The sequence below is a fragment of the Kitasatospora sp. NPDC098663 genome (genome assembly GCF_044760075.1).
In the GTDB taxonomy this organism is placed as follows: domain Bacteria; phylum Actinomycetota; class Actinomycetes; order Streptomycetales; family Streptomycetaceae; genus Kitasatospora.
In genome coordinates this window covers 49,462-72,208 of record NZ_JBIWAP010000011.1, presented here as the reverse complement: position 1 = coordinate 72,208, position 22,747 = coordinate 49,462, and the positions used below count along the sequence as shown (strand labels likewise).

General features: G+C 74.0%; 31 protein-coding genes and 2 pseudogenes. 16 read left to right on the top strand and 17 right to left on the bottom strand.

What is annotated here, in order from left to right:
* Positions 1–2: 2 nt before the first annotated feature.
* Positions 3–749, bottom strand: coding sequence for a hypothetical protein (locus ACIQVZ_RS14430; RefSeq protein ID WP_402449984.1), 747 nt, complete (start codon positions 747–749; stop codon positions 3–5).
* Between the two features lie 86 nt (positions 750–835).
* Between ACIQVZ_RS14430 and ACIQVZ_RS14425 the strand changes: the two genes are divergently transcribed.
* The 4 genes from ACIQVZ_RS14425 (at position 836) to ACIQVZ_RS14410 (ending at position 2,771) form a co-directional block, all read left to right on the top strand.
* Positions 836–1,033 carry a hypothetical protein gene (locus ACIQVZ_RS14425; protein WP_402449983.1) on the top strand — a complete coding sequence of 66 codons (198 nt, stop codon included), beginning with the start codon at positions 836–838 and terminating at the stop codon, positions 1,031–1,033.
* Positions 1,034–1,207: 174 nt separating this feature from the next.
* A complete protein-coding gene (locus ACIQVZ_RS14420; RefSeq protein ID WP_350881385.1) occupies positions 1,208–1,441 on the top strand; it encodes a hypothetical protein in 234 nt (77 codons plus the stop codon).
* A gap of 18 nt (positions 1,442–1,459) precedes the next feature.
* Complete coding sequence (locus ACIQVZ_RS14415) at positions 1,460–2,248, top strand: helix-turn-helix domain-containing protein (protein WP_402449980.1); 789 nt, start codon at positions 1,460–1,462, stop codon at positions 2,246–2,248.
* A gap of 79 nt (positions 2,249–2,327) precedes the next feature.
* The gene (locus ACIQVZ_RS14410; RefSeq protein WP_350881389.1) at positions 2,328–2,771 is read left to right on the top strand and encodes a hypothetical protein; all 444 of its coding nucleotides are present in this window, start codon (positions 2,328–2,330) and stop codon (positions 2,769–2,771) included.
* Positions 2,772–2,815: 44 nt separating this feature from the next.
* Here the strand turns inward: ACIQVZ_RS14410 and ACIQVZ_RS14405 are convergent, their stop codons facing one another.
* The 3 genes from ACIQVZ_RS14405 to ACIQVZ_RS14395 form a co-directional block, all read right to left on the bottom strand.
* Complete coding sequence (locus tag ACIQVZ_RS14405; RefSeq protein WP_402449977.1) at positions 2,816–4,102, bottom strand: MAB_1171c family putative transporter; 1,287 nt, start codon at positions 4,100–4,102, stop codon at positions 2,816–2,818.
* Positions 4,099–4,653, bottom strand: a complete 555-nt coding sequence (locus tag ACIQVZ_RS14400; RefSeq protein ID WP_350881393.1) for a ParH-like protein — start codon at positions 4,651–4,653, stop codon at positions 4,099–4,101. Before ACIQVZ_RS14400 ends, ACIQVZ_RS14405 begins: the two co-directional genes overlap by 4 nt.
* Positions 4,654–4,825: 172 nt before the next feature.
* On the bottom strand, positions 4,826–5,272 hold the full coding sequence (locus tag ACIQVZ_RS14395; RefSeq protein WP_063352883.1) for a helix-turn-helix domain-containing protein: 447 nt from the start codon (positions 5,270–5,272) through the stop codon (positions 4,826–4,828).
* Positions 5,273–5,629: 357 nt separating this feature from the next.
* On the opposite strand from ACIQVZ_RS14395, the gene ACIQVZ_RS14390 reads away from it, so the two are divergent.
* From ACIQVZ_RS14390 to ACIQVZ_RS14370, 5 genes are all read left to right on the top strand, one after another.
* Entirely contained in the window at positions 5,630–6,259 is a 630-nt protein-coding gene (locus ACIQVZ_RS14390) for a PH domain-containing protein (protein ID WP_402449974.1), read from the top strand.
* A 148-nt stretch (positions 6,260–6,407) separates the two neighbouring features.
* Positions 6,408–6,980 (top strand): hypothetical protein, encoded by a 573-nt coding sequence (locus tag ACIQVZ_RS14385; protein ID WP_402449971.1) that lies wholly within the window; start codon positions 6,408–6,410, stop codon positions 6,978–6,980.
* A gap of 52 nt (positions 6,981–7,032) precedes the next feature.
* Positions 7,033–7,932 (top strand): S1 family peptidase, encoded by a 900-nt coding sequence (locus ACIQVZ_RS14380; protein WP_402449969.1) that lies wholly within the window; start codon positions 7,033–7,035, stop codon positions 7,930–7,932.
* Between the two features lie 155 nt (positions 7,933–8,087).
* The gene (locus tag ACIQVZ_RS14375) at positions 8,088–9,086 is read left to right on the top strand and encodes an aldo/keto reductase (protein WP_402449966.1); all 999 of its coding nucleotides are present in this window, start codon (positions 8,088–8,090) and stop codon (positions 9,084–9,086) included.
* 76 nt (positions 9,087–9,162) lie between these two features.
* The gene (locus ACIQVZ_RS14370) at positions 9,163–9,975 is read left to right on the top strand and encodes a DUF4253 domain-containing protein (protein WP_402449965.1); all 813 of its coding nucleotides are present in this window, start codon (positions 9,163–9,165) and stop codon (positions 9,973–9,975) included.
* A 179-nt stretch (positions 9,976–10,154) separates the two neighbouring features.
* On the opposite strand, the gene ACIQVZ_RS14365 is transcribed toward ACIQVZ_RS14370, so the two are convergent.
* The 6 genes and pseudogenes from ACIQVZ_RS14365 to ACIQVZ_RS14340 all read right to left on the bottom strand — a co-directional run bounded on the left by ACIQVZ_RS14365 (position 10,155) and on the right by ACIQVZ_RS14340 (position 12,200).
* Positions 10,155–10,367: a DUF397 domain-containing protein gene (locus ACIQVZ_RS14365; RefSeq protein ID WP_402449962.1), complete on the bottom strand. Its 213-nt coding sequence runs from the start codon at positions 10,365–10,367 to the stop codon at positions 10,155–10,157.
* A 79-nt stretch (positions 10,368–10,446) separates the two neighbouring features.
* Positions 10,447–10,647: a DUF397 domain-containing protein gene (locus tag ACIQVZ_RS14360; RefSeq protein WP_350881407.1), complete on the bottom strand. Its 201-nt coding sequence runs from the start codon at positions 10,645–10,647 to the stop codon at positions 10,447–10,449.
* Positions 10,610–10,798, bottom strand: a pseudogene (locus ACIQVZ_RS14355) (transcriptional regulator); the annotation flags it as partial. The pseudogene ACIQVZ_RS14355 and the gene ACIQVZ_RS14360, both read right to left, overlap by 38 nt.
* Positions 10,799–10,878: 80 nt before the next feature.
* Positions 10,879–11,091: a DUF397 domain-containing protein gene (locus ACIQVZ_RS14350; protein WP_402449960.1), complete on the bottom strand. Its 213-nt coding sequence runs from the start codon at positions 11,089–11,091 to the stop codon at positions 10,879–10,881.
* Positions 11,092–11,170: 79 nt separating this feature from the next.
* On the bottom strand, positions 11,171–11,299 hold the full coding sequence (locus ACIQVZ_RS14345; protein ID WP_402450282.1) for a DUF397 domain-containing protein: 129 nt from the start codon (positions 11,297–11,299) through the stop codon (positions 11,171–11,173).
* A gap of 28 nt (positions 11,300–11,327) precedes the next feature.
* A complete protein-coding gene (locus tag ACIQVZ_RS14340; protein ID WP_402449959.1) occupies positions 11,328–12,200 on the bottom strand; it encodes a Scr1 family TA system antitoxin-like transcriptional regulator in 873 nt (290 codons plus the stop codon).
* Between the two features lie 147 nt (positions 12,201–12,347).
* Here ACIQVZ_RS14340 and ACIQVZ_RS14335 point away from each other — a divergent pair, with 147 nt between their 5' ends.
* The 3 genes from ACIQVZ_RS14335 (at position 12,348) to ACIQVZ_RS14325 (ending at position 13,344) form a co-directional block, all read left to right on the top strand.
* Positions 12,348–12,551, top strand: a complete 204-nt coding sequence (locus ACIQVZ_RS14335; protein WP_402449956.1) for a hypothetical protein — start codon at positions 12,348–12,350, stop codon at positions 12,549–12,551.
* A 2-nt stretch (positions 12,552–12,553) separates the two neighbouring features.
* Positions 12,554–12,802, top strand: a complete 249-nt coding sequence (locus ACIQVZ_RS14330) for a hypothetical protein (RefSeq protein ID WP_350881419.1) — start codon at positions 12,554–12,556, stop codon at positions 12,800–12,802.
* A 74-nt stretch (positions 12,803–12,876) separates the two neighbouring features.
* Complete coding sequence (locus ACIQVZ_RS14325) at positions 12,877–13,344, top strand: NUDIX domain-containing protein (protein WP_402449954.1); 468 nt, start codon at positions 12,877–12,879, stop codon at positions 13,342–13,344.
* A 114-nt stretch (positions 13,345–13,458) separates the two neighbouring features.
* On the opposite strand, the gene ACIQVZ_RS14320 is transcribed toward ACIQVZ_RS14325, so the two are convergent.
* Together ACIQVZ_RS14320 and ACIQVZ_RS14315 are read right to left on the bottom strand one after the other, a co-directional pair.
* Complete coding sequence (locus tag ACIQVZ_RS14320; RefSeq protein ID WP_402449951.1) at positions 13,459–14,412, bottom strand: hypothetical protein; 954 nt, start codon at positions 14,410–14,412, stop codon at positions 13,459–13,461.
* Between the two features lie 150 nt (positions 14,413–14,562).
* On the bottom strand, positions 14,563–15,018 hold the full coding sequence (locus tag ACIQVZ_RS14315; RefSeq protein WP_350881425.1) for a MarR family transcriptional regulator: 456 nt from the start codon (positions 15,016–15,018) through the stop codon (positions 14,563–14,565).
* A 163-nt stretch (positions 15,019–15,181) separates the two neighbouring features.
* Here ACIQVZ_RS14315 and ACIQVZ_RS14310 point away from each other — a divergent pair, with 163 nt between their 5' ends.
* A complete protein-coding gene (locus ACIQVZ_RS14310; protein WP_402449949.1) occupies positions 15,182–16,669 on the top strand; it encodes an MFS transporter in 1,488 nt (495 codons plus the stop codon).
* A gap of 68 nt (positions 16,670–16,737) precedes the next feature.
* On the opposite strand, the pseudogene ACIQVZ_RS14305 reads toward ACIQVZ_RS14310, so the two are convergent.
* Positions 16,738–16,920: pseudogene (locus ACIQVZ_RS14305) on the bottom strand (hypothetical protein); the annotation flags it as partial.
* A gap of 87 nt (positions 16,921–17,007) precedes the next feature.
* Here ACIQVZ_RS14305 and ACIQVZ_RS14300 point away from each other — a divergent pair.
* Positions 17,008–18,639, top strand: coding sequence for an ALF repeat-containing protein (locus tag ACIQVZ_RS14300; protein WP_402449946.1), 1,632 nt, complete (start codon positions 17,008–17,010; stop codon positions 18,637–18,639).
* An 81-nt stretch (positions 18,640–18,720) separates the two neighbouring features.
* Here ACIQVZ_RS14300 and ACIQVZ_RS14295 read toward each other — a convergent pair whose 3' ends face one another.
* Together ACIQVZ_RS14295 and ACIQVZ_RS14290 are read right to left on the bottom strand one after the other, a co-directional pair.
* The gene (locus tag ACIQVZ_RS14295) at positions 18,721–19,035 is read right to left on the bottom strand and encodes a hypothetical protein (protein ID WP_402449945.1); all 315 of its coding nucleotides are present in this window, start codon (positions 19,033–19,035) and stop codon (positions 18,721–18,723) included.
* The gene (locus ACIQVZ_RS14290) at positions 19,001–19,240 is read right to left on the bottom strand and encodes a hypothetical protein (protein WP_402449943.1); all 240 of its coding nucleotides are present in this window, start codon (positions 19,238–19,240) and stop codon (positions 19,001–19,003) included. Before ACIQVZ_RS14290 ends, ACIQVZ_RS14295 begins: the two co-directional genes overlap by 35 nt.
* A gap of 271 nt (positions 19,241–19,511) precedes the next feature.
* Here ACIQVZ_RS14290 and ACIQVZ_RS14285 point away from each other — a divergent pair, with 271 nt between their 5' ends.
* Together ACIQVZ_RS14285 and ACIQVZ_RS14280 are read left to right on the top strand one after the other, a co-directional pair.
* Positions 19,512–20,324, top strand: coding sequence for a hypothetical protein (locus ACIQVZ_RS14285; RefSeq protein WP_402449942.1), 813 nt, complete (start codon positions 19,512–19,514; stop codon positions 20,322–20,324).
* Between the two features lie 23 nt (positions 20,325–20,347).
* Positions 20,348–20,869: a peptidylprolyl isomerase gene (locus ACIQVZ_RS14280; RefSeq protein WP_402449940.1), complete on the top strand. Its 522-nt coding sequence runs from the start codon at positions 20,348–20,350 to the stop codon at positions 20,867–20,869.
* Positions 20,870–20,908: 39 nt separating this feature from the next.
* Here ACIQVZ_RS14280 and ACIQVZ_RS14275 read toward each other — a convergent pair whose 3' ends face one another.
* Both ACIQVZ_RS14275 and ACIQVZ_RS14270 read right to left on the bottom strand, forming a co-directional pair.
* Positions 20,909–21,517, bottom strand: coding sequence for a response regulator (locus tag ACIQVZ_RS14275; protein ID WP_402449937.1), 609 nt, complete (start codon positions 21,515–21,517; stop codon positions 20,909–20,911).
* Positions 21,514–22,737, bottom strand: a complete 1,224-nt coding sequence (locus ACIQVZ_RS14270; protein ID WP_402449935.1) for a sensor histidine kinase — start codon at positions 22,735–22,737, stop codon at positions 21,514–21,516. Before ACIQVZ_RS14270 ends, ACIQVZ_RS14275 begins: the two co-directional genes overlap by 4 nt.
* Positions 22,738–22,747: the final 10 nt, after the last annotated feature.

Below are 22,747 nucleotides of genomic sequence, written 5' to 3'. Positions count from 1 at the left end.
ACTCAGGCCGGTTCGCGCCCGCGCGGCACGGCGTGGTACGTGCAGATGTCCGTCCAGTCGCGGCCGAAGGTGAGCACCAGCACCGGGCCCCGCCCCTCGCCGCGGGCGGCCCGCAGCAGCGCGCCCGGGTCGCCGTCCGCCGGGATCTGCTCGTGCCGGAAGCACACGTCGCTGCCCGTGCGCGGCCAGTACGGGTCCGGACGGGGGACGCCGGGCAGGTCCCAGACCAGGGTGGCGTCGGCGGTGGACAGGCTCGGGCCGGGCATCCGCCGGCCGTCGGGGTAGCGGCCGCGGTCGCGGTGGTAGCGCAGCGCGTAGGCGACCGTGCCCGGTGAGTGCGGCGGTTCGTCGCCCCAGGTGTTCGGGAAGCCCCAGTCGGCCAGGCCCGCCGCCTCGATCCTGGGCAGGACGGTGGTGATGTCCTCGCCGGTGGCGAAGTAGGCGGCGGCGCTCATCCGGCAGACCAGCACGCCGCGGCCCTCGGCGGTGGTGGTGAGCAGGCCGAGCGAGGAGGGGCGGTCGCAGTGGTCGGCGACGCGGGTCAGCAGGTGCGTCACGCCCTCCACCGTGGCCAGGCCCTCGACCAGCCGGCGGATCCGCTCGCGCTCGGCGGCCCGCAGCGCCTCGACCCGCGGGGAGGAGGCCAGGGCGCGCAGCCGGCGGGTGGTGGGCAGGCGGGCGCGCAGCGCGTCCCGGGCCCGTACGGGCTGGGCCAGCAGCATGCCGAGCAGGTACTCGAAGCCGTTCACCGGGCGGGGTCCTCTCGGGCCGGGGAAATGCAGAGAGACCGCTCGGGCCGCTGGGGCCGGGCGGTCTCTGCTGTTCGGACGGGCCCATGCGCCAACACGGCCCGCTGCCGGTGTTCCCGAAAATTTGGAGTAGACAGCGCCCCCGGGCTCCTGACCCGCAGGTCTGGATGACGCTGCTGCACATCGTCACATTCAGCCAGGACGGCTACAAGGGCGAGTTGCACAAAAATGCATCAAATTCCGGTTTCGAGTTCCTGAACTGCACTGATGCCAGAGGGTTGTGACGAGATTGCGGGCCGGACCCGGGATTCTGGCGCATCAATCTTCGCGATGTTCACCGAACCGATTGGGAATCACCCGTACGCCTGACAGAGTGTTGCGCGAAACGGGTTCCTCGCGTGACGCCAACCACCGAAGTTCCCGTCCATTGGAGTAGACGGTGATATAGGAGGTCCTCGATGACGAGGAAGCGGAAGAAGAAGCGCGCCCCCGCCCACTGCACCGCCGGCCACCCGGCGCCGCCGCGACCGGGCCTGCCCTGGTCGTCCGGCCCCGTGCGGACGGCCGTGGTCGTCGTCGTGGTCGTCGTGGCCGCCGCCCTGGTGAGGACGGGCATGTCGGCGGCAGCGGCGCTCGAACTGGCCACCGGCGGGCTGCTGCTGAATGCCAGGCTCCAGCAGGGGCGGGCCTAGAAGGAACGCCGGACCGCGATGGGACGCCAGGAGAAACCGATCGCGGCGACCGAGCCGGCCCTGGGCCGACTCGCCGCGTTGCTGCGCGAGCAGCGTGAAGAGGCGGGGTTGACCTACCGTCAGCTCGCCGACCGGACCAACTACCACCCGACCACCCTGCAACGGGCCACCAGCGGCCGGACCATGCCGAACTGGGAGGTCGTCGAGGCCCTCACCCGGGCCTGCGACGGCGACCTCAAGGCGGCCCGCCGCAAGTGGACCCTGGCCAACTACTGGGCCCACGTTCCGCGCCCCTCCGGGACCCAGCGCCGGGCGCCCCGACGGCTCAACCCCGAGCAGGTCGACTCCCTCGCCGACCTGCGACGGGCGATGCACGAGATGCGGCGCAAGGCCGACTGGCCCTCCTTGGAGGAGCTGGACCGCCGGGCCCGGGCCGGGGGAGGGCGCCTGCCCTCCAGCACCCTGGCGCTGGTCCTCAGGGGTGAGGCCCCGCTGCGCAAGGCGGTGTTCCTCACCTACATGGAGGTCTGCGGGGTCAAGGGGGCCCGCCGCGCACTGTGGGCGGCGGCCTGGGAGCGGACGAACAACGCCCGCACCCCGGCACCGGTCAACTCCCGCACGTACCAACGGGAGTTCACCCGGGCCATGCAGTCCTCCAGCAGCGGCACCTCGACGGACATCCTGTTCAAACTGTGGGTGACCCTGCGCAACAGCCTGGCCGCCGACCGCGCCGAGGACGCCGGCCACCCCGGCCACTCCGCCGGGACGGGCCGCGACGGCGCCGGCGGCCCGCCGGTACTCGTGTGACCCGGTCCGCGGACGGGAACGCGCCACCAGCGCCCCGTCCGCGGACCAGCACCCACCCGCGCCACCTCGGGAATCAACCATGCCGACACCACCACGACAGCCGACCACCGCTACCACCACGACCACGACCACGACCGCCGCCACCGGACCGGCGCTGGGCCTGTGGGCGCTGTACGACCTCCACCTGCGCCACTACCTCGACTACGCCGCCCTGCTGCTCCCCGCGGCCGACGCCCCGCTGGCCGTCCAGGGCGCCTTCGACGACCTCAGCGGCCACTGGCTCGACGCCCTGGCCACCGCCAGCCCGGCCGCCTGCGCCTGGCAGGCGGTCCGCCGACACGTCTGCGCCCTGGCCGGCCCGCACCCGCTCGGCCCGGTCGCCCACCTCACCGCCCCCCAGCAGGACGTCCTGCTGCTGCACCTGGTCCTCGCCCTGCCCGCCGCCGAGGTCGCCGCCCTGACCGGCACCGAACCGGGCGCCGTCCACGTGCAGCTGCGCTCGCTGGCGGCCGTCCGCCGGTAGCGCCCGCCGCCCCGGCCGGGCTGCCCCCCGGCCGGTCCGGCGGCTCATCGCACCGGGCTCGCGACCGGATCGGGGTCGGGAGCGGTGGGGCAGGAGGCGGCGGCGCGGGCACGGGCGCGGACCTCGGCGACGGCCGGGCAGGTGGCGTAGACGCGGGTGAGGTGGGCCAGCTGGTCGGCCTCGGACTCCAGATCCTGCCCCAGGGCGTGCGGCGATTCGGCCGCCGGGGCGGTGCGCGGGGTGTCGGGGTTGGGCCGGGCCCCGGCGGCCGCGCGTTCCAGCGCGGCGGCCAGCGCGGCGGCCTCGGCGGTGGCGCCGGCGGTGGCGCCGGCCCGGGCGGCCGCCGGGGGGAAGCGCGAGGCGGCGGCGGCGAGCCACCGCGGGGTGCGCGGGTCGAGGTGCTGGCGCAGGATCAGCCGGGCGTCGTGGATCTCGATGATCCGCCGGTACAGGGCGAACTGCGGGTCGCGCGGCGGCAGCAGCGGCAGGCGGCTGGCCGGGGCGAGCGCGATCTCCGGCAGCACGGTGTGCAGATCCCGCCAGAGCGGGGCCAGCGCCCGGTAACGGCGGTGGGCGCGCAGCCAGCGGCGGACGGCGGCATACGCGGCCGGCCACACCGTGGTGCCCAGGCCCGCCGCGAGCAGCGCCACGCACAGCAGGCCCAGGACGCCGCACAGGGCGTCCTCGGCGCCGGCCTGGGTGCCGGTGACCGCCGCCTGGACGACGTCGTCGACGCCCCAGGCGTTCCACAGCAGGCCCGCGACCAGGCTCAGGGTGAGCAGCCGCAGCCCGCTGCGCTGGCGCCCGGGCGCGGCGGCGCGGGCGAGCCGGGCGAGCCGGCGCAGCAGGGCGGTGAGGCAGCAGGCGAGGTAGAGCACGCCGGCGGCGGTGTACCCGGCCAGTGCCAGCCGGGCGCCGGTGGAGGGCGCGGCGGTGAGGTCGGAGGCGTCCAGGCCCGGCGCGGCGGCGACGAACAGGACCGCCCGCACCCCCAGGACACCGGCCAACAGGGCCAACTGGCGCCGCACCGCACGGCGGGCCGGCTCGGGATCGCGCAGGGCGAGAGCCAGCAGCCGGATCGCGCAGGCGGCGCCGATGCGCAGCACGTCGCCGAGCAGCACGGGCACGGCGGGCGCGATCCCGAGCAGGTGCAGCCGGTCGCCGGCCTGGACGGTGGGCGGGGCGAGCAGCAGCAGCGCGGCGGCGAGCAGCGCCGTGGCGTAGCAGCTGTAGCGGGCGATGGCGCGCGGGTTGGTCCGGCGGCCGCGGGCGAAGTGGCAGGCGCTCAGGGCGAAGAACAACGCGACGCCGTAGAGGACGAGGCCGCTCACGGACGCCCCGCCGTCCGACCGCCGGCGGGCCCTGGCTCGCCGGCGAGCAGGGCGTCCAGGACGTCCAGCGAGTCCGGGTGCGGGGCCGGGCCGGGCAGGTGCGCCGCGTCGGCCTTGGCGGCCCGGCTGAGGACGAGCGAGGCCAGCAGCTCGGCCTCGCGCTCCTGGGGCTCGTCGTAGCCGGTGCGCCCGAGCACCCGCCGGACCAGGTCGGGGGACAGGTGCGGCAGGAGGTCCGCGGCCGGGCCGAGCGGCGCGGAGCCGGCGTGGTCCAGGAGCAGGTGGGCGATCTCGTGGACCAGGATGTGCCGGCGGTGCAGCGCGCTGGTGTCGGCGGTGTACAGGATGTAGTCCGCCTCCCGGGTGGACACCAGCAGCCCGCAGGGCGCGTTGGGCCGGGCGGCCACCGGCAGCAGGTCGATCGGCCGCCCCCGCCGGCGGGCGATCTGCTCCAGTAGCACGGTGGTGTCGAACGGGCTCGGCAGTTCCAGCTGTTCGGCCATCCGCCGGCAGCGGCGCAGCGCCGATCGGTAGCACCTGTCGTCCCGCACGCTGTGTTCTCCTTCTCGATCAGCGGCCCCGTTCCCCCCGATCTCCCGACCGCCGTGGCTCCGCCTCCGTGCCTGGCCCCCGTCTTCGTAGCCCCCGCGTCCCGTCGGCCCCGCGCCCGTCAGCCCCGGACCCCGTCAGCCCCGCCCGCGGCCCGCGCCCCCGCCGACGGCGTCAGGGCGCCGGGTGCCGGCGGGCCGCGTCCCGGCGGGCGATGACGTCGATCAGCTCGCTGACCGTGTCCAGGCCCTCGGAGGAGAGGCCGACCGCGCGTAGCGCCAGGCTGCGCACGCCCGCGTCGCGCAGCGCGCCGAGCAGCGCGAGCTCCTTGGCGATCTCCGCGCCCTGCCGCTCGTCGAAGAAGTACGCGGGCGGGACCTGGAAGAACTGGGCGAGCGCCTCCAGGTGACGCTTGGTCGGGTTGTCCCGGCGCCCGGTGCGCAGCTGCCACAGGTAGGTGGTGGAGAACGACTCCCCGGTCGCCTCGCGGCAGGCCCGGGCCACCTCTTCGTTGGTGTACTGCTCGCGGTCGGGTCTGCGGACGGTGTGGAACAGCGCCTCGATCCTGGCCGCGAGTCCGGACAGCTCCACCGGTCCGTCCTCCCGGTTCGATTCCGCCATGGCCCGCCCTCCTCACCGGGGCCCCGCGCGTCTCCTCCGGGCGGGCGGGCAGGGCCGGCCAGGTCACGATAACCCAACGGCATCAGCTGGCGTGGATCACAAGATACCGCCAATCAACGTCAGTTGACCCCTCCACCGGCGGCTGACATCCTGGACCGCGGGCGGGCCGATCGAGCTGACTGACCATCAAATCCGTTCGTGTTGACGACATTTGACGTTTCCCCCGGATCGGCCGAACGATCTCGGCAGGCCGGTAGTGTGACCGACTCCCCTGGGACCGCCAGGCATCGACGCCCGAGACGGGACCGGCCGAACCGGCCGGCCCCACCGACGGCACGACGTGGGAAGGGGGCGCCCGTGAACACGGCGCCGCGACACCAGACGGTGCGGCTGGGCTTCCTGTGGCGAGCCGCCGGCGCCCCCATCGGCTGCGTGCTCGCCCTGGCGATGGGCGTCGTGCTCGCCGACAGCGGGGACGCCGGCCGGATGGGCGCCGTCCCCGCGCTGCTGCTGTCGAGCGCGGCCGTCCTGGGCGTGGCCCTGCCCGTCCCGTACGGCTTCTGGCTGCGCGCCGACGACCACGGCCTCACCCTGGTACGGGCGTTCGTCCCGCGCCGCTACCGGTGGCGGGACATCCAGGGGCTCACGATGGACGCCGGGCAGGACGCCGACTCCGGCGCCCACCGGCTCGTCCTGCTGCTGCGCCTGACCTCGGCACCCCGCCGCACCGCCCGCGGGGCCCGCGACGCACACCTGAACGGGCCGGTCCTCGGCATCCTGGGCACCACCCGCGACGGGCTGCCGCGCGGCACCGAACCCCGCCGCCTCGCCGAACTGTTCGACCTGCTCCGGCGCCACGGCGTCCCCCTCGACGACCGCCGCTACGCCGACCTCGTCCTCACCGCGCACGGCTACCCGGCGCTCGCCCACACCGCCCCCGGCGCGTCCCTCTCCGCTCGGCCCGCCGCCCGCCCCGACGCCGCCTGAACCGGGACCGGGCGGGGTCCGCGCAGCCCGCCCGGCCGGCCCGGCCCCTTGCGCCGCCCACCGCTGAGCCGCCCACCGCCCCGCAGCCGTTGACCCCGACGGAAGCGCGCCCGCCCGGACGGCGCGCCAGGACGTCAGGAGTGCGGCGATGCTCAGGTTCCACGGCGCGTGGCGGATCACCGTGGTCGGCAAGAACGCCGGCTTCGACCAGCGCGCGGTGGTGCGCGGCCCCTACGGCCCCCGGATGCTGCCCGGCCGGGTCGGCGCCACCCTGGAGGTCGACGAGGACAGTTGGACGCTGACCCTGGAACACCACCTGTGGGGCCGCAGCTGGCAGCCGAACCTGCGCGTCACCCCCGGGCCCGTCACCGAACGCGACGGCGTCCGCAGCCGCCTGCTGACCAGCAACGACTGCCACTGGCCCGACAAGCCCCTGGACTACGTCAACTTCGTCGTCCGCCTCGACCAGAGCCTCGCCCCGGCCCCCGTCCTCGCCCCCGTCCGGGCCGTGCGCCCCGCCGACTCCCCGCGGCCCTCCGCGCCCCGGGCCATCCGCACCTCCTCCTCCGGCGACGTCGGCGACTTCGGCGCGCCCGCCCCCGCGCCCGCCTCCCGGCCCGCAGCCGCCCCCGCGCCCGCCTCCCGGCCCGCAGCCGCCCCCGCGCCCAGGCCGGCGCAGGCCCCGGGCACCAACGCCCGGCCCGCCGCGACCCCCTGGTAGCCCGCCGCCGGGCCCGGGGGACAACCCCCGGGCCCGGCGGCCTACTGCCCGGATGGCCCGGCCGGGCACCGCAGGGTTGGCTGGACGCATCCGAACCACCCGATCCGAAAGGCCGTCACCCGTGCTCCTGCGCAAGACCGTCCGCCGCCGCGCCGCCCGCGCCACCGCCGTCGCCGCCCTCGCCGCCGCCCTGGGCACCACCGCCATGACCGGCAGCGCCCAGGCGATCGTCAACGGCCACGACTCCACCGAGCGCTACCCGTTCATGGCCACGATCCCGATGAGCGCCAAGCAGATAGCCGACGGCACCTGCGGCGCCACCCTGATCGACCCCCAGTGGGTCCTCACCGCCGCCCACTGCGTCCAGGGCTACCCGGGCAGCGAGCTGACGCTCGACGGCACCGTGCGCATCGGCAGCGCGCACCGCAAGAGCGGCGGCACCGTCCGGGCCATCACCCGCACCGTGGTCCACCCCGGCTTCAGCTTCGGCGACGGCCAGACCCGCCCCAACTACGACGACCTCGCCCTGGTGCGCCTGGACCGCGCCGTCGCCCAGCGGCCCATCCCCGTCGCCCAGCGCCCCGGCCCGCCCGGCACCCCGACCCGGCTGCTCGGCTTCGGCACCGTCGTCGACACCCCCGAGTTCGAGGAGATGGTCTTCCCCGACCGCCTCCAGGAGCTCGACACCCGCCGCGGCGCCGTGGCCGACTGCGCCCCCGGCTACGCCGGCCCCACCCGCCTGTGCACGACCAGCCCCACCCCCAAGGCCATGGCCTGCTTCGGCGACTCCGGCGGCCCGCAGATCCAGCGCGGCCGCGGCGGCCGCTGGGAGCTCATCGGCACCACCTCCGGCCCCGGCGCCCCGGGCGTGCCCTGCTCCGAAGGCCCGGGCCTGTACACCGACGTGCGCGCCTACGCCGACTGGATCCGGGCCACCATCGCCGCCGGCTGACCCGGCTGACCCGGCTGACCTGCCTTGGCCTGACTGACTGACTGCCTGACTGACCGGCCGATCCGGCCGACCGCCCGACCCCGGCGGCCGGATGCGCCGGCCGACCCGACGGTAAAGTCCCAGGTGAGCACCGTCGCGCCCGAGGAGACCCCACCATGCCGACCGACCCCGCCACCGGAGCCGCCGCCGCCCGCCCGCCGATCGCGCGGTACGGCCTGGGCACCGCGGCCGTCGGCCGGCCCGGCTACATCACCCTCGGGCGTGACGGCGACCTGCCCGCCGAACGCACCGTCGAGGCGCTGCGCGAGCGCACCCACGCCCTGCTCGACGCCGCCTACGCCGCCGGCGTGCGCTACCTCGACACCGCCCGCTCCTACGGCCGCGCCGAGGAGTTCGTCGCCCAGTGGCTCGCCGAACACCCCACGGCCGCCGCCGAGGTGACGGTCGGCAGCAAGTGGGGCTACACCTACACGGCCGACTGGCAGACCACCGGCGTGGCCGCGCACGAGGTCAAGGAGCACTCCACGGCGGTGTTCGACCGCCAGCTCCACGAGACCCGCTCCCTGCTGGGCCCGCACCTGGACGTCTACCTGGTCCACTCCGTCACCCCCGACAGCCCCGCTCTGACCGACACCGCCCTGCACGCCCGCCTGGCCGACCTGGCCGGGCAGGGCGTGCGGGTCGGCCTGTCCACCAGCGGCCCGGCCCAGGCGGACACCATCCGCGCCGCCCTGGCCGTCACCGTGGACGGCCGCCCGCTGTTCACCGCCGTCCAGGCCACCTGGAACCTCCTCGAACCCTCCGCCGCCCCCGCCCTGGCCGAAGCCCACGCCGCCGGCTGGCTGGTCGTCGTCAAGGAAGGCATGGCCAACGGCCGCCTCGCCGGGCGCAACGCCACCGGCGACGACACCGCCGCACTGCGCGCCCTCGCCGCCCGCACCGGCGCGCCCCTCGACGCCCTCGCCCTGGCCGCGGCCGCCGCCCAGCCCTGGGCCGACCTCGTCCTGTCCGGCGCGGCCACCGTCGACCAACTCGCCTCCAACCTCACCGCCGCCACCCTGCACCCCACCCCCGACGACCTGGCCACCCTCGCCACCCTGGCCGAACCCGCCCCGGAGTACTGGCGCACCCGCGCCGCCCTGCCCTGGGCCTGAACCGCCCCCGCCGCACCGCGGGCCCGAACCCCGCCGCCCGAACTCCCTTGTCAGTGACCGCCCCTACGGTGGCCGCATGACCTCGGACCTGTCGCGTCTCCTGCCCGCCACCCTCCCGCCCGGCCGCCTGGTCGGCGGCGAGGACGGGCCGGAGCCGCTGCTCTGGATCAGCGACGCCCCCGCCCCCGCCGGCCTGTGGCAGCAACTCCACCACGCCCACCCGCAGTCCGGCCTGTGGCCGCTGCTGCTCGTCCCCCTCGGCGACGGCGCCGACTGCCGCCCCTGGCTGTCCGGCGAACTCTTCCCGGCCTACGCCTCCGACCCCACCCTCTACGACCCCGACGCCCTGCTGCGCCGCTGGTGGCAGCAGCTCGGCGGCGCCGACGAGGACGCGCCCGAGGGCCCGCTCGACGCCGAGGACGCAGCCGAACTCCGCGACGCCTTGGCCCCCTTCGGCCCCGCCTGGCCCGGCTCCGCCCCCGCCGCGGCCGTCCCCGGCGGAGCCCCGGGCATCGAGGCCCGCGGCCTGGCCGACGTGCTGCTGTCCGTACGGGACGCGCGCCTCGGCCTGGTCCGGGCGGGCAGCGGCGCCGAGGCGCTGGCCGCCTGCGGCTGGAGCGGCCCGCTCAACCACGAGGACGACACCGCCAAGATCGCCGCCGTACTCGCCGACTGGGAGCGCCGCTTCGGCGCCCAGGTCGTCCAAGTCGGCTTCGACACCCTGGAGTTGAGCGTCGCCGTCCCGCCTGACACGCTCGTCGAGGCCCTTCCGCTGGCCGCCGAGCACACCGCCTTCTGCCCCGACCTCGTCTTCCAGGGCACCGGCACCCTGACCGCCTACGCCGAACGCCTCGTCGCCTCCCACCAGTGGTCGTTCTGGTGGGACTGACCCGGCCCCCGTTCCCGCCGCCGAACTCGGGGCCGGCGGGGGGCGTCGAGCCACGGCAGACCGTGCCCCGCCAGGCTCGCCCACCGTTTGGGCAGGTGTGGCTCAGCGTCGGCTCGTCATCCAGAGCGACACCGTCAGGCGCCGCCGCCCCGGGCCGGGGCGGCGGCGCACAAGCAGCGTCAGTTGGTGCCGAATTCGCCTGTGCGGACGGCGGTGACGAAGGACTGCCAGGCGGCGGCGGGGAAGACGAGGGCAGGGCCGTGAGGGTCCTTGGAGTCGCGGACGGGCATGACGCTCGGGAAGCCGGGCGCGACCTCGACGCACTGACCCCCGTCGCTGCTGTGGGAGGACTTGACCCAGTGGGCAGAGGACAGGTCGGGGCGGGAGCTCATGGTGCCAGTTCCTTCCGGATGCTTGGGGTCCTGGGTTGTGCGGCGCAGCCATCCGCGATGGCTGCGCCGCGCAGGTGGATCAGTTGGTGCTGAACTCCCCGGCTCGGATGGCGGTGATGAATGTCTGCCAAGCGGCTGGTGGGAAGTTGAGGCGGGGGCCGTCGGGGTCCTTGCTGTCCCGCACGCGACCTGGCTGGGCATCGTCCACCTCAATGCACATGCCGCCGTCGTTGTTGCTATGGCTACTCTTCCGCCATCTCTCCTGGTTCCCTGCTGGCACGACCGAACTCCTGTGAGATGCGCCTGATCATCGCCCTGGAGCCCCGGGGCGACAGGGCCATGGCCCTGAGGAGATCGTATGACCTGCGGCGAGCGGCAACACCCGCTGCATCCTCGATGAGTTCACCGCTCCGTGCTCCTTCTTCCCATGCAAGCGAAGGGCTGCCGGATCCAGAGTGACACTGTCAGGTGCCGCCGCCCCGGGCCGGGTCGGCGGCGCCATCGAGCGGCATCAGTTGGTGCCGAATTCGCCTGTGCGGACGGCGGTGACGAAGGACTGCCAGGCGGCGGAGGGGAAGAGGAGGACCGGGCCGTGGGGGTCCTTGGAGTCACGGACGGGCATGACGCTCGGGAAGCCAGGCGCGACCTCGATGCACTGACCCCCGTCGGTGCTGTGGGAGGACTTGACCCAGTGGGCAGAGGACAGATCGGGGCGGGAGCTCATGGTGCCAGTTCCTTCCGGATGCTTGGGGTCCTGGGTTGCGCGGCGCAGCCATCGCGGATGGCTGCGCCGCACAGATGGATCAGTTGGTGCTGAACTCCCCGGCTCGGATGGCGGTGATGAATGCCTGCCAAGCGGCTGGTGGGAAGTCAAGGCGGGGGCCGTCGGGGTCCTTGCTGTCCCGAACCCGACCAGGGTGTGTGTCATCCACTTCGACGCAGGCGCCACCATCGTTGTTGCTATGGCTGCTCTTTCGCCAGCTCTCGCGATGGTTCGCTCGCACGGCCGTACTCCTTTGAGATGCGCCTGATCATCGCCCGGGAGTCCCGGGGCGACGGGGCCAGGGCCCTCAGCAGATCGTATGACCTCCGGCGGGCGGCCACACCCTCGACATCTTCGATGAGTTCGCCACTACGGGCCCCCTCTTCCCAAGCCACCATCGGACGGCCCGGTACCGAATAGAGAAAGAGCGACCCTCCCATCTCGGCATGGACTCCTGCTGCGAATGGCAGAACCTGCACGGTGATGTGCGATCTCTGGTCTGACGCGATGGCATCGAGTTGTCGTCTCATCACCGTTGCGTCCCCGACCGGCCGTCGGAGAGTCGACTCATCGAGGATGAACCAGCAATGCGGATGAGTCGGCGAGACCAACCGTTTCTGGCGGTTGAGGCGTGCTGACACCAGTGCGTCGAGTTCCTGCGGGGTGGCATACGGATGACCCGCGAGAAGTGAGAGTCGTGCGACCTCAGGGGTCTGTAGGAGCCCTGGAATGGTGGCAGCAGAGAACTCTTCGATGGTTTCCGCCTTGGTCTCGATCTCGGACCAACGGCGGTACTTGCCGGGAAACTTCTCCTTCTTGGCGAGTATGTAGATGCGGCCGAAGAGTCCGTTGGTGCCGAACGCGGCGTCGAGTTTGGCCGGAAGGTCCGGCGGTGGCATCGACTCGGCGCGCTCGATCCTGGCCAGGTGCCCCTTCGAGAAGCAGCCGAGGATCTCGGTCAGTTGATCAAGCGACATGGAGCCGGCGAGCTCTCGGTGATTGCGCATCTCCCAGCCGAACAGGTCGCGGGCCGAGCGCCCCGGATCCAACTTATTGGGTTTGAAGGCCATGGAGTCCCTCCAGTGTGTCCAACCACAACGTGGCACACGTCCACGCTGGTCAGCTTAGCTGCGGTGAGTGACGCTTGAGGTGCAGAAAGTGAAGTCGATCGTGAATCGGCTAGCGGGACTGCAGATTCGCGTGGAAGGCGATCAGTCATGACCATGAAGTCACCCCAGCCTGCCAAGCTCCACGGCTATGGCGTGCGCTGGGACACCGGGGCCCGGTGCTACCGGGTCCGCAACGAGCTCACCGGGGAGTGGCTGCGCCAACCGGACGGTGAGCTCGGCGGGTTCGGCTCCTTCTCCGAGGCCTGGAGTGCCTGGCGCGTCTTCGAGGTCCACAAGCGGCCGGGGGAGTGAGCGTGTCCTCGATGCTCTCCCGGGTGACCGCCGACCAGCGGCGCCAGGCGGCCGACGTCCTCGACGACCTGACCACCGTCCTCGCCCTGGGTGGAGTGACGCTTCCGTCCGTCGAAGTCGACTGGGAGCGCGGGCGGTTGACCGGGTGCTACCTGGTGAGTCTGGGCTCGGCCCGTGCCGTCGAACTCCTGCGGGTGGTCGACCTGTTGCGCAAGGGCCTGCGCTACGAGCGCCTGACGCATGACGGCTGAACTCCTCGTCCGCCTGCTGTGGTGGGCGGGCTTCTCCCTCGTACTCCTCGCCGCCCTCAGGAAGTGAACCCCTGATGCAAGACCCCCGCCTGCTCGCCAAGCCGCCGGTGTGCCGGCTCGGCTGCCTCGTCCTCGTGCGCAACCCGCGCGGCGACGTCCTCCTGGTCGACCCGGACTACATGGACGGCCTGATCCTCCCGGGCGGCGCCGCCCAGCCCAACGAGCCCCCGCACCTCGCCGCCGCCCGCCACCTCCACGCCGAGACCGGCCTCAACCTGCGTCTCGCCGACGTCCTCGCCGTCGACTTCACCCCCGCCGACCGCCACCTGGAGCGCCTCAACCTGGTCTTCGACGGCGGCACCGTGCACGACGACACCCGCCTCACCGTCCCGCCCCGGCACCGCAGCGGCCTGCTCGGCGCCCGCTTCGTCCCCGCCCGCCGGCTCCCCGACGTCATGGCGCCCTCCCAAGCTGCCCGCGTCAGCGAGGCGTTGGCGGGCCGATCGCTGCCCGTCCTCCTCCACGGACAGCGCGCGGCCTGATCGGCACCGCCGGGTTGGGGTCGGCGCCCACATCGGCCCGGTCGGTGACGCGTTGGGCGCTTCGGCAGTGAGAAGGGGCGGGCGCCAGGCGCCCGCCCCTTCTCGCAGCTGCGGTCAGCTCCAGGGGTTGGCCGGCTGGTCGGTGATGGCGGTCCAGAAGCGGGTGTTGGCAGGCAGGGTGCCGTTGGCCCACAGGCCCCAGCCGTTGGCGTCGTGGAACTCGGCCATCCGGAAGCCGGCGCCGAAGTAGCCGGCGCAGAGCTGGTCGGCGGCGGTCCGGCTGGTGAGCTGGCTGCCGGAGGTGGGGACGGTGGCCTTCACCTCGCCGCCGGCCCAGCTGTGGAAACCGCTGGTGGGCACGCCGGCGGGGGCGGGGCGGCCGTCCTGCTTGAGGCACAGCACGGGCAGCTGCGCGGTGGCGGGGGTGTCGCCGCTGTACGCGTTGCTGCTGTTGTCGTTGCCGACGTGCACGACGTTGTCGGCGCGCTGCTCAAGGGTGGCCCAGGTCATGCCGTTGTGGGTGGCGACGCCGCCGAACAGGGCCTCGTAGGTGTTGCGGGCGATGTCCCACTCCTGGTACCCGCCGTAGTTGCAGTCGAACATGTAGAGCCGCCAGCCGCCGCCGATCCTGTGCTCGGTGTTGTCCAGGCACTGGGAGGTGGAGATGTTCTGCAGCCGTATCCCGAGCATGCCGTACCGCGGCGTGCTGTCGGCCGCGGTCCACGGCGTGACCCGCCACATCTGCGAGGTGTTGTTGGCGTAGCACTGGACGCCGGAGGGGGTGCTGTCGACCGTCAGGCAGGAGCGCTGGTCGGCGGCGTTGTTGACGGTGTAGACGCTCGGCAGGCCCGGGACGGGCTTGAACACCCACTGGCCCGGGTTGTTGGACGGCGCGCAGGGGTGCAGTTCCTGCCCGCCCCATATCGCGCCGTTGGGACAGCGCTCGGACTTCTGGTTGAGCAGGACCGTCGAGGGGGTGTCGGCCGAGGCCGAGCCGCCCGGGACCAGCACCAGGCCGGTCAGGGCGAGCGCGATGCCGAGGACGATACGCCGGACTAGCGAACGCACAGTGCTCTCCAAGGAGGGGAGACGACGAGGGGCGGCGGCCGGTCCGGAGGGCCCCCGGGCCACCCGGTCCGTCCGCCGCGGTCAGCTTGTCAGCGCGCGATCAATCGCCGGTATCCCAGTTTTCTGGGGGGTCGTTCGACACCCGACTGGTCAGGGGCGCGGCCAGGGGCGCCCGTCGAGGTGCTCGATGTCGGTGTTGAAGCGGCGCAGGTAGGCGGCGAAGGTGGTGACGTCCTTGGCGGACCAGCCGGCCATCACCCGGTCCAGGGCCTCCACGTGGGCCTCGCGCTCCTCGTCGAGGCGGCGGTCGCCCTCGTCGGTGAGGCGGAACTTGCGGGCCATCCCGCCGTCGGGGTCGGCGATCCGCTCGACCAGGCCGGCCCGGGTCATGGCGGCGGTCTGCCGGTTGAGGGTGGAGGCGTCGAGGTTGAAGGCCTCGCTCAGCTCGCCGATGGACATCGGGCCCTGGATGCGGATGCGGCTGAGCAGGATGTACGCGCTGCGCTCCAGGGTGCTGCCGCGCGGGCGGGCGGCGGACTGGCTCAGGTAGTGGTGGCGGCCGAGCACCATGTACTCGAACTCGACCAGGTCCGTACGTTCTCCCATGCCGTCGTCCTTCGCCCTTCACCCTCATCGCCGCACCGCTGACCTGCGGGTTTCGCGGGCCTTGTCCAGTATGGCAAAGGGGTGTGACGGCGCGGTCCGGCCATGTAATGTGCTCGATGCACATAATATGTACGATACACATTCCGTTTTCGAGGAGCCCGCCATGGACGGCCCCCAGCCCGGCGGCACGACCGCCCCCACCGCCCCGGCCGCCGGTACCACCCCCACCACCGGCATCGTCGCCACCCTCGCCTTCACCGGCACCGTGGCAGCGATCATGCAGACCCTGGTCACCCCGCTGATCGGCGAACTGCCCCGACTGCTGCACACCGCGCCGTCCAACGCCTCCTGGGCGATCACCGCGACCCTGCTCGCCGGCGCCGTCTTCGTCCCGATCAGCGGACGCCTGGGCGACCTGCTGGGCAAACGCCGCATGCTCCTGGCCTGCTGCGTACCGCTGTTCATCGGATCGGTCCTGTGCGCGCTCGCCTCCGCGGCCGTACCGATGATCATCGGCCGCGGCCTCCAGGGCATGGGCATGGGCGTCGTCCCGCTCGGCATCAGCCTGCTGCGCGAAGTCCTGCCGCCCGAACGGCTCGGCTCCGCCATCGCCCTGGTCAGCGCCTCGATGGGGATCGGCGGCGGCCTCGGCCTGCCGATCGCCGCCGCCGTCGCCCAGTACGCCAGCTGGCGGGCCCTGTTCTGGGGCGCCGCCGCCCTCACCCTCGTCGTCGCCGCGATGATCCGCTTCCTCGTCCCCGCCCCCGCCCGGCGCCCCGCCGGCGGACGCTTCGACCCCGTCGGCGCGGCCGGCCTGGGCGCCGGACTGGTCTGCCTCCTGCTGCCCGTCTCCAAGGGCGCCGACTGGGGCTGGACGGACCCCCTCACCCTCGGCCTGTTCGCCGCCGCCGCCGTCCTGCTCCTCGCCTGGGGCCGGTGGGAACTGCGCTGCCCCGAACCGCTGGTGGACCTGCGGGTCACGGCCCGCCCCCGGGTCCTGCTGACCAACGCCGCATCCGTCCTGGTCGGCTTCGGCATGTACGCGCAGGCGCTGATCATCCCGCAACTGCTCCAACTCCCCGAGGCCACCGGCTACGGCCTGGGCCGGTCGATGCTGGCCATGGGCCTGTGGATGGCACCCTCCGGCCTGATGATGATGGCCGTCTCACCACTGGGCGCACGCCTGTCGGTCGCGCGCGGCCCCAAGTTCACCCTGGTCGCCGGCTCCCTCGCGATCGCCGCCGGATACGGACTCTCGATGGTGCTCATCGGCTCGACCTGGGGCGTCCTGGTCGTGACACTGGTGTGCAACAGCGGCGTCGGCCTGGCCTACGGCGCGATGCCCGCACTGATCATGAGCGCCGTGCCGCTGTCCGAGACGGCGTCCGCGAACAGCTTCAACACCCTGATGCGCTCGCTCGGCACCTCCGTCTCCGCCGCCGTGGTCGGCGTGATCCTCGCCCAGCTGACCACCACCCTCGGCGGCCACACCCTGCCCTCGGAGAGCGGCTTCAGGGTCGGCCTGCTGATCGGCTGCGGCGTGGCCCTGGCCGCCGCCGCGGTCGCCGCCACCATCCCCGCCCCGCCCACCGGGGCCGCACCCGCCACCACCCGCCCGGCACCCGCCGCCAAGGACACCGCCACGACCTGACCACCCGACCCGGCATGGCCTGACCACCCGCCAGACCCGCCCCCGGCAACCCGCCGGGGGCGGCCGCGCTACGTACCCCCTACCGATCCGCGACGGATTCGCCCCCACCGCCACCACCGCACCGTCGCCTCCACCTGCTCCTCCAGCGCGGTCGCGCGCACCGCGAAAGCGGCCTCGTAGGCGGAGGCGTCCACCACGAACGGGCGGTCGAACTGCTGACGGACCTCCCGCAGTTCACGCAGCACCGGGGAGGGCGGCAAATACTTGGTATGGCAACCGTAAAAGACGATCTATGCTGGCGGGCGTTCACAATCTCTCCGCACAACGCAAGGTACTGAATGAAGCTGCCCCGGGTGTCCGCCGTCGTCGCGGCCGCCGTCCTGGCCCCCACCGTCCTCTTCCCGTCGATGGCCTCCGCCGCCGACAACCCCCAGCCGGCCGGCGTCTCCGGACCTGACACCGCGTCCAAGGGCACCGAGGACCAGGGGACGGGCCAGGAGGAGCACGACCGCGCCGAGGTGCGGCGCATCCTCGCCGACAAGGAGAGCGGCCCGGGCGTGCGCGAGGCGGCCCAGAAGGCGCTGAACGGCACCGCCGCCGACCTGCGGCACTTCCTGGACGTCGAGCTCCACGACCAGCGCGTGATCGACAACCGGGTGAGGGCCTACCAGGTCCTCGCCGTCGGCGGGCCGGCCGTCAAGAAGGCCGCCACGGCCGCCCTGCGGGGCGGCACCGCCGAGGACGTCGCGAAGTTCCTCAAGGAGGGCCAGTTCATCGCCCGCGCCGAGGACGAGGACCGCGCCAAGGTGCAGGGCATCCTGGACGACAAGGAGACCGGCCCGGGCGTGCGCGAGGCGGGGGAGAAGGCCCTCGCGGGCACCGCCACCGACGTGCGGCACTTCCTGGACGTCGAACTCGACGACCAGCGCCAGCGCGACAACCGGCTGAAGGTCGTCTGGATCTCCAACGACGCCGGGCCGGTGCTGAAGAAGGCGGTCGACAAGGCGCTGCGGGGCAGCTACCAGGACATCCTGGACTTCCTGAAGGAGGGCCAGTTCACGGCCCGCGCCGAGGACGAGGACCGCGCCAAGGTGCAGGGCATCCTCGACGACAAGGAGACCGGCCCGGGCGTGCGCGAGGCGGGGGAGAAGGCCCTCGCGGGTACCGCCGCCGACGTGCGGCACTTCCTGGAGGTCGAGCTCCGCAGGCAGCGGGCCGACGACAACCGGGTGAAGCTCGCCCAGATCATGGCGGTCGGCGGGCGGGCCGTGCACGAGGCCGCCAGCCGGGCGCTGGACGCCGGTACCGACGAGGACGTCGTGAAGTTCCTGAAGGAGGGCCAGTTCACGGCCCGTGCCGAGGACGAGGCCCGTGCGAAGGTGCAGGGCATCCTGGACGACAAGGAGACCGGCCCGGGCGTGCGCGAGGCGGGGGAGAAGGCCCTCGCGGGCACCGTCGCCGACGTGCGGCACTTCCTGGAGGTCGAGCTCCGCAGGCAGCGGGCCGACGACAACCGGGTGAAGCTCGCCCAGATCATGGCGGTCGGCGGGCGGGCCGTGCACGAGGCCGCCAGCCGGGCGCTGGACGCCGGTACCGACGAGGACGTCGTGAAGTTCCTGAAGGAGGGCCAGTTCACGGCCCGTGCCGAGGACGAGGCCGCCGCGAACAAGCCGGCCCCGCAGCCGGCCCGGCCCGCCGAGCAGCCGCAGACCGCCACCGGCGCCCAGTCGGCCGTCCAGCCCGCCGCCCTGACCACCACGACGGGCACGACCGCGGGCGCGACCGCGGCGGGCGCCACCGCCGGGACGGCCACGGCCACCACGGGCACCACCACGGTCACCACCCGCTCCGGCCAGCTCGCCGCCACCGGCACCGAGGGCCTCGGCTGGGAGGCCGGCGGCGCCGCTGCGGCCCTGGCCGCGGGCGCGGCGCTCGTCGTCGCCTCCCGCCGCCGCTCCACCGAGAGCTGACGCCCCCCGAGAGCTGACGCCCCCCGGGCGTCCCCGGCCGCCCACGCGGCCGGGGACGCCCGGGCGCGTGGGGCCGCATGCTCAGCCGCGGGCGCGGCGCCCGGCGATCGCCCGGGCGAGGTCCGCGTGCCAGCGGGCCGCGTTGCTGCCGTCCAGCTGGCCCGCGAAGGCGCGCCGCGCGGCCTGCACCAGCTCGGCCGAAGCGTGCGGGTACGCCTCCCAGACCGCCCAGAGCGCGTTCTCGGTGTCCTCGTCCAGGCCCGTGCAGGTGAGCGGTCCGGTCCCGGACAGGGTCTTGGCCAGCACCGCCTCGAAGACCCGCCGCAGCCGCTCGTCGTCGTCGCGCCCGCGGGCGGGGCGCTCAGCCGCCATCGCCGCCGCCACTGCCACCACCACTGCCGCCATCGTCGCCGCTGTCACCGCCGCTCAGGCTCCGGTTCCGGCGCCGGCTGCGCGAGGAGCGGCGCAGCAGGGACCCCGAGGCGAGCGTCACGGACGCCACGGCGCGCACCCAGCGGGGGCCGCCGCGTTCGGCCCACACCACGCACACGCACCCGCCGACCACGATCACCAGGACACCGACCAGCACGGCACCGACCACGTCTCACCCCTCTCCCGTCCATCCCGTTTCCGGGCCGATCCTCTCAAGCCGAGCCCCCCGCCCGCGCCCCCGACCCACCCCAAACCGGGCCGATCCGCCATACAAGTGGACACCAGGCCTGTCCTGCAGGGAAGTTGGCGCCGCGCGGGATCCGCTCGACCCGCGCCCCGACCCACCCCCCTGACCTGCGCCCCGCCCCTGCGCCGAGTGCGGTGGCGAACCCGCCGTGTGCCAGGATGCCGACACCGATCCCCTCGACCGGAGACCTTTCTTGACGATTCGCCGCACCACCGCCCTGGCCGCCGCCGCGACCGTGCTCTCCCTCACCGCGCTGACGGGTTGCAACGACGACGCCGCCCCCTCGGCGGCCCAGACCCCCGCCGCCCCGCCGTCCGCTCCGGCATCGGCATCGGCCCCGGCGTCCGCCCCGGCGTCGGCGTCGGCATCGGCATCGGCCCCGGCGTCCGCACCTGCCTCGGCCCCGGCCGAGGCGCCCGCCGGCGGGGTGATCGACCCCGAGCAGGCCCTCGCCCAGGCCGCCCGCACGCCCTACGCGGCCTCCCAGGACTTCCGCACCGAGGGCGGCCCGCTGGTCGCGACCACCACCGGCCGGATCAACCTCAACGGCAAGGTACGCACCGGCCGCCTCACCGAGTCCCTCGGCGCCGGCGGCGATTCGGCGGGCGACCCGGTCGTCGTCACCGAGGACGCGGCGTACATCAAGTCCGGCAGCGGCTGGCGCAAGTCCCCCCTCGCCGACCGGATCGCCGACTACCACGGCTACGCGAAGGCCCTGCTGGCGCTCGGCCCCGCCGCCCGCAAGGGCATGGAGGAGCAGAACGGCGCGCCCGCCTTCCACCTGTCCGGCACGCTCGGCGTGGAGCAGATGCGCGCCGTGGACGCCGAGCGCTACCTCAACCTCAAGCGCATGGGGGTGGCGTCCTTCCAGCTCGACCAGTGGATCGACGCCCAGGGCCGCACCGTGCGCTTCGACCAGCGCGTCGAGATCAGGGGCACCCCGACGCGCACCTACGGCACCTTCCGCGACTTCGGCCCCGTCGAGCCGGTCCCCGCCCCCAACTGACCACCCGAGCAAAGGAGTCCGCCATGGCCAAGGGCCTGTTCGCTACCCTGCACACCACCCTGGGCCCGATCCGGCTGGAGCTGTTCCAGTTCCACGCGCCGAAGACGGTCCGCAACTTCGTCGAGCTCGCCGAGGGCACCCGGGAGTACACCGACCCGCGCACCGGCGGGCCGGGCAGCGGCCCGTACTACGACGGCACGCTCTTCCACCGTGTGGTGGCCGGCTTCATGGTCCAGGGCGGCGACCCGACCGGCGGCGGCACCGGCGGCCCGGGCTACGCCTTCGCCGACGAGTTCCACCCCGAACTGCACTTCACCAGGCCCTACCTGCTCGCCATGGCCAATTCCGGCCCGGGCACCAACGGCTCGCAGTTCTTCATCACCGTCGGCACGCCCGCCCACCTGAACCGCCGGCACACCATCTTCGGCCAGGTCGCCGGCGCCGACTCCCGGGCCGTCGTCGACGTCCTCGCGGCCGTGCCCACGGACGGTGAACGCCCCGTGGAGGACGTCGTGATCACCGAGGTCACCGTCGAGCGGCTCTGACGCCGTTCCGGGAAGCCCTGCACCCGTCGTGCGGCGGTGTCACAGCCAGCCGCGGTCGTCGGCGGTGCGCAGGGCCTCGGTGCGGTTGCGGGTGGCGGTCTTGGCGATGGCGGAGGAGAAGTAGTTGCGCACCGTGCCCTCCGAGAGGTAGAGCTTGCCGGCGATCTCGGCGACGCCGGCCCCGGAGCGGGAGGCGTTCAGGACGTCGCGTTCCCGGGCGGTCAGCGGGGAGGCGCCGGCCGCCAGGGTGGCCGCGGCCAGTTCCGGGTCCACCACGCGTTCGCCCGCCGCGACCCGGCGGATGGCGTCGGCGAGCACTTCGGCCGGCGCGTCCTTGACGACGAAGCCGACCGCGCCCGCTTCCATCGCCCGGCGCAGGTAGCCGGCGCGTCCGAAGGTGGTGAGGATGACGACCCGGCAGTCGGGCACCTGCTGGGCCAGGACGGCGGCGGCGGCCAGGCCGTCGAGTCCGGGCATCTCGATGTCCAGGAGGGCCACGTGGGGCCGGTGTTCGCGGGCCGCGTCGACGACCTGGTCGCCGCGTCCGACGGCGGCGACCACTGCGAAGTCGTCCTCCAGGTCGAGCAGGGCGCACAGCGCGGTGCGGACCAGTTCCTGGTCCTCGGCGAGCAGCAGGCGGATCGTCATGTCGTCCCTTTCCGGGCGGGGGCGCGCCCGTGGCGGGCGCCCGGAGGGACGGTGACCAGCAGCCGCCACCCGCGCGGGCTCAGCGGGCCGGCTTCGACGGTACCGCCGGCCGCCGCGACCCGTTCCCGCAGGCCCCTCAGGCCCTTCCCGACTCCGCTGCCCTCGCCGGTCCCACCGGTCCCACCGGTCCCGCCGGTTCTGCCGTCCGCGCCCGTCCCGTCGTCGCGGATCTCCACGGAGGAGCCGGTGACGGTGACGGTGCAGCGGTCGGCCCGGGCGTGCCGGACCACGTTGGTCAGGCCCTCGCGCACGACCCAGCCGAACAGTTCCCCGTCCTGCGTGGCGACGGGGTCGGTGGACGTCGGCAGGTCGGCGACCACCCCGGCGGCGCGCAGCAGTTCGCGTCCGCGCGCGAGTTCGCCGGCCAGCGTGACGTCGCGGTAGCCGGTGACCGCGGCCCGGACGTCGGTCAGCGCCTGCCGGGACAGCGACTCCACCGCGGCCATCTCGGCCAGCGACTGGTCGGGGTCCTTGGCGGCGAGGCGCTGGGCCAGGCGGGACTTGACGGTGATCGCGGTGAGCGAGTGCCCGAGCAGGTCGTGCAGGTCGCGCGCGATCCGGTTGCGTTCGGCCTCCGAGGCCAGCCGCGCCACCTCGGCCCGGGCGGCCACCAGGGCCTGGTTGGTGGTGGCGATCTCCGCGAACGCGCCCGTGGTGAGCACGGTGAACAGCAGTGCCAGCGCCTGGAAGGCGCCGGGCCCGGCGTGCCAGGCGGGTACCGCCCACGGCACCAGCAGGGCGGCCAGGGTGGCGGTGACGGTCACCAGGGTGGCGTGGCGGCGCCGCAGCACGGCGACGAAGGAGACGACGACGGTGGCGAGGTAGAACGCGTTCTCGTGGGCGGACGGCAGCGCGGCCAGGAACAGTGCGCTCATCACCGCCAGCAGCAGGAGCACCTGCCGGCGCCGGCCGTGGATCATCGCGGTGGCGGTGAGGACGAAGCAGAGGCAGAACGCGCCGACGACCGCGTACCCGGCGACCAGGGCCGCCCCGGACACGTTGCCGCCCACGGCGACGGCGGTCAGGCACGGGTAGACCAGCATCCCGGCGCCCAGCATGATCCGCCGCCAGCCCCGCACCCACCGCTGCGGGGCGCGCTCCCCTGTGGCGCGCTCCGCGGCGGCGGGCCCGGGGAGGGCCGCCTGCGTGTCCTCGTCCACCCTCGCCTGC

Excerpts from the sequence above, each read along its gene's own strand:
- ACIQVZ_RS14425 (WP_402449983.1), top strand. The coding sequence starts at position 836 with ATGCGCCAACACGGCCCGCTGCCGGTGTTCCCGAAAATTTGGAGTAGA.
- ACIQVZ_RS14420 (WP_350881385.1), top strand. The coding sequence starts at position 1,208 with ATGACGAGGAAGCGGAAGAAGAAGCGCGCCCCCGCCCACTGCACCGCC.
- ACIQVZ_RS14415 (WP_402449980.1), top strand. The coding sequence starts at position 1,460 with ATGGGACGCCAGGAGAAACCGATCGCGGCGACCGAGCCGGCCCTGGGC.
- ACIQVZ_RS14410 (WP_350881389.1), top strand. The coding sequence starts at position 2,328 with ATGCCGACACCACCACGACAGCCGACCACCGCTACCACCACGACCACG.
- ACIQVZ_RS14395 (WP_063352883.1), bottom strand. The coding sequence starts at position 5,272 with ATGGCGGAATCGAACCGGGAGGACGGACCGGTGGAGCTGTCCGGACTC.
- ACIQVZ_RS14385 (WP_402449971.1), top strand. The coding sequence starts at position 6,408 with ATGCTCAGGTTCCACGGCGCGTGGCGGATCACCGTGGTCGGCAAGAAC.
- ACIQVZ_RS14380 (WP_402449969.1), top strand. The coding sequence starts at position 7,033 with ATGGCCCGGCCGGGCACCGCAGGGTTGGCTGGACGCATCCGAACCACC.
- ACIQVZ_RS14375 (WP_402449966.1), top strand. The coding sequence starts at position 8,088 with ATGCCGACCGACCCCGCCACCGGAGCCGCCGCCGCCCGCCCGCCGATC.
- ACIQVZ_RS14370 (WP_402449965.1), top strand. The coding sequence starts at position 9,163 with ATGACCTCGGACCTGTCGCGTCTCCTGCCCGCCACCCTCCCGCCCGGC.
- ACIQVZ_RS14365 (WP_402449962.1), bottom strand. The coding sequence starts at position 10,367 with ATGAGCTCCCGCCCCGACCTGTCCTCTGCCCACTGGGTCAAGTCCTCC.
- ACIQVZ_RS14350 (WP_402449960.1), bottom strand. The coding sequence starts at position 11,091 with ATGAGCTCCCGCCCCGATCTGTCCTCTGCCCACTGGGTCAAGTCCTCC.
- ACIQVZ_RS14340 (WP_402449959.1), bottom strand. The coding sequence starts at position 12,200 with ATGGCCTTCAAACCCAATAAGTTGGATCCGGGGCGCTCGGCCCGCGAC.
- ACIQVZ_RS14335 (WP_402449956.1), top strand. The coding sequence starts at position 12,348 with ATGACCATGAAGTCACCCCAGCCTGCCAAGCTCCACGGCTATGGCGTG.
- ACIQVZ_RS14325 (WP_402449954.1), top strand. The coding sequence starts at position 12,877 with ATGCAAGACCCCCGCCTGCTCGCCAAGCCGCCGGTGTGCCGGCTCGGC.
- ACIQVZ_RS14315 (WP_350881425.1), bottom strand. The coding sequence starts at position 15,018 with ATGGGAGAACGTACGGACCTGGTCGAGTTCGAGTACATGGTGCTCGGC.
- ACIQVZ_RS14310 (WP_402449949.1), top strand. The coding sequence starts at position 15,182 with ATGGACGGCCCCCAGCCCGGCGGCACGACCGCCCCCACCGCCCCGGCC.
- ACIQVZ_RS14300 (WP_402449946.1), top strand. The coding sequence starts at position 17,008 with ATGAAGCTGCCCCGGGTGTCCGCCGTCGTCGCGGCCGCCGTCCTGGCC.
- ACIQVZ_RS14280 (WP_402449940.1), top strand. The coding sequence starts at position 20,348 with ATGGCCAAGGGCCTGTTCGCTACCCTGCACACCACCCTGGGCCCGATC.
- ACIQVZ_RS14275 (WP_402449937.1), bottom strand. The coding sequence starts at position 21,517 with ATGACGATCCGCCTGCTGCTCGCCGAGGACCAGGAACTGGTCCGCACC.